This is a genomic window from Dehalococcoidales bacterium, assembly GCA_041652735.1.
Classification (GTDB): domain Bacteria; phylum Chloroflexota; class Dehalococcoidia; order Dehalococcoidales; family RBG-16-60-22; genus RBG-13-51-18.
In genome coordinates, this window is the sequence record JBAZGT010000002.1 from 139,028 (window position 1) to 150,675 (window position 11,648).

An 11,648-nucleotide genomic window follows, 5' to 3' on the forward strand; every position below is an offset into this window, starting at 1 on the left:
AATCGGGAGGAAACTTGAAAGTCACAAAAGATAAAGTAGAAAACAGCCAGGCGTACCTGACTATCGAGATGGAGCCTGCGGACATGGAAGATGGGATGAAACATGCCTATGAGCACCTGGTGCAGCATGCCAGCATCCCCGGCTTCCGCAAGGGCAAAGCCCCCCGCGCGGTAGTGGAACGCACCCTGGGCAAGGGCAGGATGCTGGAAGAAGCCATCGACCACATGATACCGGAAGCGTACGAGAAGGCGCTCAAGGAACAGGAAATAGAGCCTTACGCCCAGCCGGAAGTCCGCATAACCAAGGCGGAGCCGCTGATATTTGAAGCGGTGGTGCCTTTAACGCCTACCGTCACCCTGGGCGACTACCGGAGCATCAGGATGAAGGCGGAAGTGGCGGAAGTAAAAGAGGAAAACATCACTTCCGTCCTGGAAGAGCTGCGCCACCAGCACGCCACATGGGAGCCGGTGGACCGGCCGCTGGCTTTTAACGACATGGCGGTTATCGATATCAACGGCGTCTGCGAAGAAAAGCCTATCGTGCAGAAAATAGCCTCGCAGTACCAGGTGCTTAAAGACGCCAGCACCCCGGCGCCGGGATTCGCCGAGCAGGTTGCGGGCATGAACAAGGGCGAGACCAAAGAGTTCGATCTCACCTTTCCCGCCGATTTTTACAGTACCCAGTTCGCCGGAAAGCAGGCGCATTTCAAGGTGACTTTGCATGAGGTAAAAGAGGAAAAGCTGCCGGAACTGAATGACGACCTGGCTTTACAGGTCTCCTCCGAGTTCAAGACGCTGGAAGCGCTGCGCGAGGAAGTGGTCAAGGGCCTGAAACTGCGGTCGGAAGAGACCGCGCGCATGGAGGTGGAAGAAAAAATCATCAACACCGCCGTGGAACAGTCCAAGATAGAGTACCCGCCGGTGGTGGTTGATTTAGAGATAAACCGGATTATCAACGACCAGGCGCGGCAGCTGCAAATGTCGGGGCGGGGCATGGACGAATACCTGCGCAGCCTCAACAAGACGCCGGAACAGCTCCAGGAAGAGCTGCGTCCCGTTGCCCAGAAGAATATCGCCGCGTCTCTGGTCTTGAGCAAAATCGCCGAGACAGAAAAAATAGAAGTCACGGAAGAAGAGATTCTTAACGGCATCAATAACATGGTCCGGGGCATCGGGGAGGACAAGAAAGAAGAAATGAGAAAGCTCCTGGACACGCCCCAGACCCGCCAGTCCATGACCCAGACGCTCAAGACGCGCAAGACTATCGAGCGCCTGGCGGATATCGCTAAAGAGGCCGGGGAGACCGACCAGGAGATAAAGAAGGAGGAGGAAAAATGAACACTAATCCGTTAAATGTTTTACCACATGTAGTCGAGAGCGGTCCCAGGGGTGAAAGAGCCTGGGATCTTTATTCGATGCTGTTAAAAGAACGCATCATAATGCTATTCACGCCTATCGATGATATGGTAGCCAACACGCTGATCGCCCAGCTGCTTTACCTGGAAAGAGAAGACCCGGACCGGGACATCAGCATGTATATCCAGAGTCCCGGCGGGGTAATTACCGCCGGCCTGGCAATTTATGATACCATGAACCTTATCCGGCCGCAGGTTTCCACCATCTGCGTGGGCATGGCGGCCAGTATGGCTACTATTTTGCTCAGTTCCGGCGCTAAGGGGAAACGCTATGCCCTGCCCCACGCCACCATTCACATGCACCAGGCCAGCGGCGGCGTACAGGGACAGGCGACCGACATGGTTATTCAAGCCAAAGAAATCATGCGTCTGCAAGATATCATCAAGGAAATACTGGTGAATAGTACCGGTCAGACTTCAGAGAAAATATCCCATGATATGGACCGTGACTTTTATATGAGTGCTGACCAGGCTAAAGAATACGGCCTTATCGACGAAGTGCTGATGAAGGCGTCTGACGATAAGGAAGAAAAAGCCAGGAAAGACAAGAAATAGCTGGTCGTTATTTCAAAAATTAAGAGAGGGGGTTAAAAGCCCCCTCTTTTTTTTATGCTTTTACGCCCGTTGGTCTTTCGGCAAGCCATCGTCCTGCCGCCGTAGCTGGCCCGGCTAGTCTGTCCGGTACTCTTTACGCCTGAATCCACGGGTGAGTGATGTACAGGCGATACCTTTTACCGCCATCTCGGCGATGCAGCGGTTACAATGGTCGCAGTCCACCGCGCTTACCTCTCCGGACTGCATTTTTTTGATTACCTCCGGGTCTCGTACCGTGGCGCGGCCCACCTGTAGGAAAGGGAAGCCCTCCTGCAAGACTTGCTTCATATTGTCCAGCGAGCACACTCCGCCGATATAGATAACCGGGATTTTCACCGCGTCCCTGATGCGTTTGGCCTGCTCCAGCAGAAACAGCTCTTTATAAGGGAATTCCCTGACGATAAACCGCCCGAACAGCGCCATGCCCATTTTGGTTACCGGGTTCTTTTCACTCTTTACGTATTCCAGTATCGGTACCTGGCCGCGCATCATGTAAAAGGATGTCCTGGCGGTAAAGCCGCAGCTGGGTACCAAGGCGCTGGCCCCCGCCGCCGCAAAGCTTTTGGCCACTTCCACCGCTTCGTCAATAGTCAGGCCGCCTTTAAAACCGTCCTCGCAGTTCATTTTTACCAGTACGGGAAAGTCCGGCCCCACCGTTTCCCTGACCCGCCGGATTACCGAGGCGGGGAACTCCAGGCGGTTGGCCAGGGATCCACCGTAGCGGTCTTTGCGGTGATTGGTCCAGGGGGAAAGGAACTGGCTGAGCAAATAGCCGTGCCCGGCGTGAATCTCGATGGCGTCGAACCCGGCCCTTACCGCCATCGCCGCCGCTTTGCCGAAGTCTTCCCGCACCCGCCCGATATCGTCTTCCGTCATCCGGCGGCAGACGCTGTAGCGGAATAAACAGAACTTGCGGGAAGGTCCGATGGGGGTGGCCCCGGCGGCGCTTTTATTGGCGAAAAAGCCGCAGTGGCCCAGCTGTATGGACGCGGCGGCTCCCTCCCGGTGCACGGCCTCCGTCAAGCGCCGGAGACCGGGGATAATTTCCTCGCGCATCCACATTTCGTTGGAAAAGGCGACGCCGTCGCGGGAGACGGCGCAATAGGAAACGGTGGTCATGCCGATGCCGCCGGCGGCTATTTTCCGGTGGTGCTCGATTAAAGCGTCGCTGGGGGCGGCGTTGGGGGACAGTCCCTCGAAGCAGCCGGACCGGATAATCCGGTTGCGCAGTTCCAGATGGCCTATTTTACCGGGGGTAAATACTTTCGGAGACGCATTCACGTAATCTATTAAATATTTCCTTTTATGGTATCGTCAATCTCTTTAGTGAGGTCGTAGCCCAGGATAACTTTACCGGAGGAATCCACCACTTTACGGTCTTTGGTTATCTTTATCTTGCCCTCGCTGAAAACGCGGAGGGTGGCCACGGTCAGCGGCAGCTCCCTGACGGCGCCGTGTTCCCGTATCGCTTTGAACAGGGGATTTTCCACGCCCTGCGCGGCTTTAATCTGCTCGACGGTCTTGCCTCTTATCCCCTCCCAGTATTTATCGAAGGCCTGGCCGCGGATGGGGAAGGTGCAGTAGGCGGCGGTGGGTCCCATGTCCAGCTCCGGGATAGCCACGTGCATTTTAATGCCCTGGGTAGCCGCACCGGTCTCTATCAGCTTCCAGATGACCTGCTGCCAGGTGCCGGCGGGCCCGCCCGGGGCGGCGGGGTGCAGGTTAATGATTTCATATTTATCGCACATCAGCCGGGAGGTGACTATCATCAGGCCAGCCAGCAGCACCAGGTCGGGATGGAACTTGCCCAGTCGCTTTAAGACCTCGGTGTCATAGTCGAGTCGCCACTGTGGCAGCGGCTGGGCTAAATCCGGGCTGGGCATATTGCGTTCCGCCCGGTATCTCTGGTAGGAGTAGCTGACCAGCGGGATGCCGTAGTCGTTTACCATGTCCAGGTACTGGTCGGTAGGTTCCGTCTCGCCGCGCTCGCGACTGCAAAAGACAAACTCGATTTCCGCGTTGAGAGTGCCCGCTTTTATAGCGTCCTGTGTAGTCTTTAGTAACGCTTTAGACCCCGGCCCCCGCCCGGTGGAAAACCAGCCTATTTTATACTTACTCATTTTCACCCCGCCTGCTTAATTTGCCCTTTACCATGGCCCATTTGCTGAAAATATGCACGAACACCCCGGACCTTTTGCCGTATATCTTTCCCTGTTTGATGGACTCGATAAACTCTTCCTTGGTGTTGAAGTCCGGCATCTCGATGTAGGCGTTGCCGATTTCATTAATCGTGTGGGCGTCGCTGCCGGCGCCGCCGGGTATATTGTGCTTCTCCGCGTAGGCTTTGGCTTTGTCTGCGCTGGTGGGGAAAGGGCTGCGCGAGTTCATCACTTCCATGAGTTCGATTTCCGGTAGAATTTCATCGATAACTTTGTCCTTCAGTGCCGAGCCGCGTATCGTTTCGAAGGGGTGCTGGACGTTAACCAGCCCGCCCTGCGCCCGGATGCGTTTGATGGCTTCCCGCGGGGTGATGCCGCTGGGGATGGTCTCCTTGAGGAACATGCCCATGATTTCGCCTTCGGTGGTGAGGATTTCCTCCGCCACGATGACCTTGAACGGGGCGATTTTCTTTAGCTCCAGCCCGCCTTCCGCGGTGCCGTGGTCGGCGATGGCGACGCAGTTGATGCCCAGCTCCTGGCACCGCGCGATTATCTTGTCCAGTGAGGACTGGCAGTCCATGGAATACCGGGTGTGGATATGTAAATCTGCTTTCAGCAAGGTCATACTCTCTTTCTTTTCCGTTATCGGTATCATGCCGGTCGTCCCGGTTATTTCTTCCGCCCGATTATCTGATAAAGCCTGGCCAGCAAATAATACGGATATTTATCCGTTAAGGTTTTCTCAAATTCCACCAGAGCATCATAATATGCCTTTTCTGATTTTCGCTCATTAGGAAGATAAGCGCAGGCACATTGTATGCCGTAGTGACCGGCCGGTTCAAATCCGCTGTTTCGCAGCATTTCAACTGTTTCATCACCGGAATACAGGCGGGTGATACGCTTGACCCAGGGATGAAAATGCTCTTTTTTACCGATTTCATTTTTAGCGGTAACCAGGTCTCCGTTTTGAAAGGCCGTTTTGTAGGCCAGTGAATAGCGGTTGCTATCGATAACAGACAGCAGGCCGCCGGGTGCGACCAAATTGTACAAATTATTTAGAAATCCGGGGGCCTCGGGTAAAAACTCCATCATCAGATGGCAGAGAACTAAATCGTATTTATTTCCGTTAAAGCGCTCCTGAATGTCCTCAGCATTACCCTGCGTAAAAGTAATATTGCCGGATACGCCCTGTGCCCCGGCGTTTTCTTTTGCTTCCGCCAGCATGGCGGATGAAGCATCTAGACAGGTTACGGTATGGCCCTGTTTAGCGTAAAAAATAGAGTCGGCGCCGTTGCCCCCGCCGATATCCAGGATGAGTTTGGGACGGTCATCCAGATGCCGCTGTATGTTGTAGCGGGAGATATCGTAATACAGTTTACCCCAGGGAAAGCCTTGCCACTCTTTCCAGGTATCAGTCAACCTGTCAAATTCACTGGCGGTTTCCGGCATCACTGATACTTGACTTTCCGCGCTCCGGTCAGCAGCTTCACTTTCCCTTGTTCCATCACTACCGTATCCTCGATGCGCACGCCGCCCCACCCCGTGAGATAAATGCCCGGCTCGACGGTGAACACCATGTTTTCTTCCAGCTTTTCCACGGAGTTAGGGCTGAGAAACGGCAGTTCGTGTTCCGCCAGGCCGACGCCGTGACCCAGGGAATGCCCGAAGGCATCGCCGTAGCCGGCCTGATTGATGACCTCCCGCGCTATGGCGTCCGCTTCCTTGCCGGTCATGCCTTTGCGGATTTGCGCGATAGCCGCGGTCTGCGCTTCCAGGACGGTGTTATAGACTTTTTTCAATTTGGCGTCCGCCTTGCCGGCGCATACGGTGCGGGTAAGGTCGCTGGCATAGCCGGAGACTTTGCCGCCCATGTCAATCACGATGGTCTCGCCGTTTTGTACAGGGCGTCCGGATGGCTTGGCGTGGGGCAGGGCGGCGTTCGGACCGGAACCCACGATGATATCGAAGGGGAGCGACTGGCTGCCCATCTCCCGCAGGGCTTTTTCCAGCTCCCAGGCGATTTGTGCTTCCGTCATGCCGGCCTCGATGTTTTTCTCGACGGATTCAAAAGCGGCGTCCGTCAGCGCCGAGGCTTTACGGATAAGCTCTATTTCCCCCGGCTCCTTTACCGCCCGCAGGGTTTCCACGATGTTGTTGGTGGCCGCCAGCTTCACGGCCACCTGTTTTTTCCTCAGGGCGCCGCGCAGCCGGGCGTGGAAATCATAAGTAACGTCCCCACCCTCGAACCCCAGGGTTTTAACCGCCAGATCCCGCATCATCCCGGGGAACCATTCCGCCAGGCTGCCGGAGATGCGCTGAATATCAAAATCGGGCGCCTCGGCGGCCGCCTGCTCGGTATAGCGGAAGTCCGTGGCCAGTATGGCTTTATTCCGGCTGATAATCAAATAGCCGGCGGTGCCGTGGAAGCCGGAAAGCCAGCGCCGGTTTTCCGGTTGCGTTATCAATATAGCGTCGAGGCCTTTTTCCGCCAGCTTTAAACCCAGGTTACGAAGACGTTTGTTCATTATTACGATTAAAAATACCTTTCTTCTCTGCTTTTTTCAATGCCGTCATTTGTCTTTAGTCTATTTATCGTCCCTCTTTTATAAAGAGGGAGTAAGGGAGTTTTTATTTCCTTGTTACTTGCTGCTTACCTTCCTCCAGGTGCGCCATGGGATGGGCGGCGAGGTATATCTTTCGCGCCCGACTCTGCGTGACGTGGGTGTAAATCTGCGTCGAGGAAAGGTCGGCGTGGCCCAGCAGGTCCTGTACCACTTTCAGGTCCGCCCCGCCGTCCAGGAGGTGGGTGGCGAAAGTGTGGCGCAGCACGTGCGGGTGAACGCTGCGGTTGATGCTGTGCGCGTACCTGGTTAATATTTTCTGCACCCGCCGCGCCAAGATGCGCCCGCCGTAGCGGTTGATGAAAAGGGCATTGTTCTTCTTTTTCCCTAACAGCTGGCGGCGGCCGTCATTGATGTAGGTGTTTAACGCCGCCGCCGCCGGTCCGCCGATTAACACCACCCGCTCTTTGGCCCCTTTACCCCACACCCGAATTTCATTGGTATCCAGGTTTATCTTCTCCACGTTCATGCTGACCAGCTCGCTGACGCGCATGCCGGAAGCATAGAGCAGCTCCATCAGGGCGCGGTCGCGCTGGCCCTGGGGCGTGGTAACGTCCGGCGATTCCACCAGGCGTTTGGCTTCTTCCACGGTGAGGAAGGCGGGCAAACGCTTATCCAGCTTGGGGGAGACGGTAGTGGCCGCCGGGCTGGCCGTGATCAGCTCTTCACGCATCAGGTAGCGGTAGAACGACCTTATGGCCGAAAGCTTGCGGGCGATGCTGCTCTTGGCGTATTTCTGCTCCATCAAAGAGGCCAGGTAGGCGCGCAGGGTCTGCTTGTTAACATCTTTCAGGGTATCAATGCCTTTTTCCTTGACGAAGGCGAAGAACTCCAGCAGGTCCTTGGTATAGTTGCGCACCGTGTAAGGGGAAACGTTTCTTTCCGCCTCCAGGTACGCCACGTAGCGACTAAATACTTCCTGCATCGTCAGCTTACATTCCTGCTAAAAGGAGGATGTTTTACTAAAAACCCTCTCTATCTCCCTTTAGTAATAGGGAGACGATATCATTAACATAATCAATTGTCCCTCTTCAGTAAAGACCTGCCCTGAGCTGAGTCAAGGGAGGGAACAAGGGAGTTTTTTATTTCCCTCTCACCACGTTCGTTTCGCTCAGTGTAGCTTAATTCTCTCCCGTGGTGGGGAGAGGAAAGTTGTTACTTGTCACTTGTTACCTGTTCCTTGGTCTCCTCCGGCGCTTTGCCTTTATACTCGCACTTGGTGCACCAGGCCTGTTTGCCGTGCAGGGTCAGCAGCCCTTGGCACTGCGGGCAGGGCTGGGCTATAGGCTTGAAGTTGGTGATAAACTTGCAGTCCGGGTAGCCGCTGCAGCCGTAAAAGGTGCGCCGCTTTTTGTTGACGCGCTGTATCAGGTCTTTGCCGCAATCCGGGCATTTGGCGCCCACCTTTAACTGGAACGACTGCGTGTACTTACAGCCCGGGTAGCCGCTGCAGGCTGCGAATTTCCCGAAGCGCCCCGTCTTGACCACCAGCGGCTTGCCGCATTTGGGGCACATCTCCCCGGTAAGTTCGTCCGGGAGCTTCACTTTCTCCGCAGTCTCCACGGCTTTTTGATAGTCCCTTTCGAAGGGAGTATAGAATTTCTGGATAACGCCGGGCCACTTGCGTTTATCTTCGGCGATATCATCCAGCTCGTTTTCCATTTCCGCGGTGAATTTCTCGTTGATAATGTCCGGGAAATGCTGTACCAGCAGGTCGTTGGTGGCGAAGCCCAAATCGGTGGGCTGGAACACCCCTTTTACCTTGATGACGTAATCGCGTTCCTGCACGGTGGAAATGGTGGGCGCGTAGGTACTGGGCCGCCCGATGCCGTACTGTTCCAGCGTCTTGACCAGGGTTGCTTCCGTGTAGCGGGGCGGCGGCTGGGTAAAGCGCTGGTCCGGGTAAACACCCAGCAGGGTGAGCCCGTCGCCTTTAACCAGTTCCGGCAAAGTTGTCTTGCGTTCCTCGTCGTCCTCGTCTTTGCCTTCACTGTAAAGTGTGATAAAGCCGGGGAAGGTATTGACGGACGTCGCCGTCCTTAATAGGTAATCGCGGTGGTCTTTAGCCTCGATATCGACGGTGGTGTTATCGAACAGCGCCGCCGCCATCTGGCTGGCCACCATGCGCTTCCAGATGAGGTCGTACAGGCGGTACTGCGGGGCGGTGAGGTACTTTTTGATGTTCGCCGGCTCGCGGTGGGCGCGGGTGGGGCGGACAGCCTCGTGGGCCTCCTGGGCGCCTTTGGCGCGAGCGGTATAGACCCGGGGCTTGGGCGGCAGATATTTAACGCCGTAAGTCTCCTGGATATAAGCCACCGTCTCCGTGATGGCGGAAGAGGCCACGTGGGTGGAGTCCGTGCGCATGTAGGTAATCAAGCCCACGTTCCCCTCATCGCCCACCGGCAAGCCCTCGTAGAGCTGCTGGGCCAGGGCCATGGTCTGCTTGGCGGTAAAGCGCAGCTTGCGCCAGGCTTCCTGCTGCAAGGTGCTGGTGGTGAAGGGCGGGGCCGGCTGGCGCGTCACTTTCTTGGTGGCTACCTTGAGCACGTCATAAGCGGCTTTTTCCAGCGCGTTTTTAATCGCGTCGGACTCTTCCGCCGTATGGATATTGAGCTTCTTGCCTTCGACCAGTCCCACCAGCGTCGCCCGGAAAACGGGCTTTTCCTTCTGCTTGCTTAGCTCGACTTCTATGACCCAGTACTCCTCCGGTTTGAAGGCCTGTATCTCGCGCTCACGGTCGACGACGATTTTAACGGCGACCGACTGCACCCGTCCCGCCGATAGGCGCTTCCGGACCTTTTTCCAGAGCAGCGGGCTTATCTTGTAGCCTACCAGCCGGTCGAGAATGCGCCGCGCCTGCTGGGCATCCACCAGCTGCATGTTAATGGAGCGGGGATTTTTAAAAGCCTCTTTGACCGCTTCCTCCGTTATTTCCCGGAAAACGACGCGCTGTAAGGGCTTTTTACCGATGCCGGTCACCTCCGCCAGGTGCCAGGCGATAGCCTCCCCCTCGCGGTCGGGGTCGGTGGCGAGGTAGATAGTCGAGGCGGTCTTGGCCGCCAGCTTCAGCTCGTTGACCAGCTTGGTCTTGGCTTTAGGCACCACGTATTTGGGCTGGAAGCCGTTTTCGATGTCCACGCCCATCTGGCCGCGGGGCAAATCCCTGACGTGCCCGAGCGATGCCTTGATGGTGTAGCCTTTACCCAGTATTTTAGCCAGCGTTTTCGTCTTGGCCGGTGATTCCACGATAACAAGTTTGTTCGTCATAAGTATCAGTCAACTCTCACTTTATATTCCTGCCGCATCTCCCGCGACAGTACGTAATTCATGGTGCCAACCTGCTTGACCAGTCCCTTGAGCTCCATCATCGCCAGGGTGCTGCTGACCGTGGCCGCCGGCAGGCCGCTGCGCCGGCAGACCTCGTCGATGTGGGACGGCTCGGCGTGAAGGTGGCTGATGAGCAGGGACTCGGTCTCCGATTCCGGTAAAAGCTCTCTCATTTCCATCTGGCGGGCCACGGTGGTCAGGTTCAGCTCTTCCAGTATGTCCGTGTACGTCCGGACCAGCTTGGCTTCACCCGCCTGGATAGCGCGGTTGGTGCCGTTGCTGGCCGGCGAAAGGATACTGCCCGGCACGGCGAAGACCTCGCGGTCCTGCTCCAACGCGTCACGGGCGGTAATCATGGCGCCGCTGTCCTCCCCGGCCTCCGTGACCAGCACCCCCAGGCTCAGACCGCTGAGAATCCGGTTACGGCGGGGGAAGTTCTCGGCGCGGGGCTTGGCCCCCAGGGGGTACTCGCTAAGCAGAGCGCCGTGCTCCATGATATCCCGCGCCAGGTTTTCATTTTCCAGGGGGTAAACGATATCCAGTCCGCAGGCAAAGACCGCCAGCGTGCGGCCGCCGGCCTCCAGGGCGGTGCGGTGGGCGATGGTATCTATGCCCCGCGCCAGCCCGCTAACGATGGTTATCTTGCTGCGCGCCAGGTCTGTCACTAACTCTTCGGTAACCTGCCGCCCGTAAACGGTAGCCCGCCGCGTTCCCACCACCGCCAGGCACCACTCGTCCTCCGGCAGCAGGGCGCCCTTGACATAAAGTACGGGCGGATAATCATATATCTCTTTGAGTCGTTTGGGATATTCCGCATCCTTGCAGGTGAGTACCTGGACGCGGGCGCGCTCCAGCTTCTCCATTTCTTGGTCGGGATTTATCTTGTCCCGCCACGCGGCGATAGTGCGCAGGGCGGCGCTGTCCAGTCCGGCGCGTTTCATCTCGCCGGGAGAAGCACGCCATGCCGGTTCCAGTCCCCCGAAATAGCTTTCCAGCTGCCCCAGGCGCACCCGCCCGATGCCCGGTATGTTATTGAAGCCCACCCAGTACTTGATATCTTTATTCAAAGTAATTTTAATTCTAGCACAGGGTAGGGGACATGACAATTGATTAACCGGAAAGCTTGAGTACTAAAAGGTAAAGCTGAAAATCATGCGGTAAGCCTGCCCGACTGTGACGAAGACGGAAGCTTCATCGCATATAGTTCACCAGACTACTTGCCCACCGAAACTTTTGCGCAGGTGGTAGCTTTAGCGCAGGCTGGCGGAGAGGGTGGGATTCGAACCCACGGTAACCTTGCGGCTACTCACGCTCTCCAGGCGTGCCTGATAGGCCACTCCAGCACCTCTCCGTAATAGGGACTCTCTTATATTAAAGCATTTCTATTTACGTGGCAAATCCGGGAAATTGCGTATTTCGGTGAAATCGGCCGCTTGTTCGGGATGAAATCGGCCGGGTGTTCGGGCAAACCGGCCACCCCCTGGGGACGCCGGACTAAGGTACAGTTTAGCTTACTTTCTTATCGCTTTCAAT

The 11,648-nt window shown here is 56.3% G+C and carries 10 protein-coding genes and 1 tRNA gene; 2 read left to right on the plus strand and 9 right to left on the minus strand.

The window, feature by feature from the left end; translation table 11 throughout:
• Positions 1-14 precede the first annotated feature (14 nt).
• Both tig and WC370_01470 read left to right on the plus strand, forming a co-directional pair.
• Positions 15-1,337 carry a trigger factor gene (gene tig / locus WC370_01465; protein ID MFA5308139.1) on the plus strand — a complete coding sequence of 441 codons (1,323 nt, stop codon included), beginning with the start codon at positions 15-17 and terminating at the stop codon, positions 1,335-1,337.
• Positions 1,334-1,969, plus strand: a complete 636-nt coding sequence (locus tag WC370_01470; GenBank protein ID MFA5308140.1) for an ATP-dependent Clp protease proteolytic subunit — start codon at positions 1,334-1,336, stop codon at positions 1,967-1,969. The genes tig and WC370_01470 overlap by 4 nt, the downstream gene beginning before the upstream one ends.
• Before the next feature lie 114 nt (positions 1,970-2,083).
• Here WC370_01470 and WC370_01475 read toward each other — a convergent pair whose 3' ends face one another.
• From WC370_01475 to WC370_01515, 9 genes are all read right to left on the minus strand, one after another.
• Positions 2,084-3,289, minus strand: a complete 1,206-nt coding sequence (locus WC370_01475) for an NADH:flavin oxidoreductase (protein MFA5308141.1) — start codon at positions 3,287-3,289, stop codon at positions 2,084-2,086.
• Positions 3,290-3,297: 8 nt separating this feature from the next.
• Positions 3,298-4,128 (minus strand): formyltransferase family protein, encoded by an 831-nt coding sequence (locus WC370_01480; protein MFA5308142.1) that lies wholly within the window; start codon positions 4,126-4,128, stop codon positions 3,298-3,300.
• Complete coding sequence (locus tag WC370_01485; GenBank protein MFA5308143.1) at positions 4,121-4,822, minus strand: PHP-associated domain-containing protein; 702 nt, start codon at positions 4,820-4,822, stop codon at positions 4,121-4,123. Before WC370_01485 ends, WC370_01480 begins: the two co-directional genes overlap by 8 nt.
• Positions 4,823-4,836: 14 nt before the next feature.
• A complete protein-coding gene (locus WC370_01490; protein ID MFA5308144.1) occupies positions 4,837-5,706 on the minus strand; it encodes a methyltransferase domain-containing protein in 870 nt (289 codons plus the stop codon).
• The gene (locus tag WC370_01495) at positions 5,616-6,692 is read right to left on the minus strand and encodes a Xaa-Pro peptidase family protein (protein ID MFA5308145.1); all 1,077 of its coding nucleotides are present in this window, start codon (positions 6,690-6,692) and stop codon (positions 5,616-5,618) included. The genes WC370_01490 and WC370_01495 overlap by 91 nt, the downstream gene beginning before the upstream one ends.
• 103 nt (positions 6,693-6,795) lie before the next feature.
• The gene (gene xerC, locus WC370_01500; GenBank protein MFA5308146.1) at positions 6,796-7,713 is read right to left on the minus strand and encodes a tyrosine recombinase XerC; all 918 of its coding nucleotides are present in this window, start codon (positions 7,711-7,713) and stop codon (positions 6,796-6,798) included.
• Between the two features lie 230 nt (positions 7,714-7,943).
• The gene (topA, locus tag WC370_01505) at positions 7,944-10,055 is read right to left on the minus strand and encodes a type I DNA topoisomerase (protein ID MFA5308147.1); all 2,112 of its coding nucleotides are present in this window, start codon (positions 10,053-10,055) and stop codon (positions 7,944-7,946) included.
• Between the two features lie 5 nt (positions 10,056-10,060).
• On the minus strand, positions 10,061-11,182 hold the full coding sequence (gene dprA / locus WC370_01510; protein MFA5308148.1) for a DNA-processing protein DprA: 1,122 nt from the start codon (positions 11,180-11,182) through the stop codon (positions 10,061-10,063).
• 194 nt (positions 11,183-11,376) lie between these two features.
• Positions 11,377-11,466 (minus strand) — tRNA-Ser (locus WC370_01515).
• Positions 11,467-11,648 lie beyond the last annotated feature (182 nt).

Coding starts and splice junctions, on each gene's coding strand:
- xerC (MFA5308146.1), bottom strand. CDS start 7,713: ATGCAGGAAGTATTTAGTCGCTACGTGGCGTACCTGGAGGCGGAAAGA.
- WC370_01485 (MFA5308143.1), bottom strand. CDS start 4,822: ATGATACCGATAACGGAAAAGAAAGAGAGTATGACCTTGCTGAAAGCA.
- topA (MFA5308147.1), bottom strand. CDS start 10,055: ATGACGAACAAACTTGTTATCGTGGAATCACCGGCCAAGACGAAAACG.
- WC370_01480 (MFA5308142.1), bottom strand. CDS start 4,128: ATGAGTAAGTATAAAATAGGCTGGTTTTCCACCGGGCGGGGGCCGGGG.
- WC370_01495 (MFA5308145.1), bottom strand. CDS start 6,692: ATGAACAAACGTCTTCGTAACCTGGGTTTAAAGCTGGCGGAAAAAGGC.
- WC370_01470 (MFA5308140.1), top strand. CDS start 1,334: ATGAACACTAATCCGTTAAATGTTTTACCACATGTAGTCGAGAGCGGT.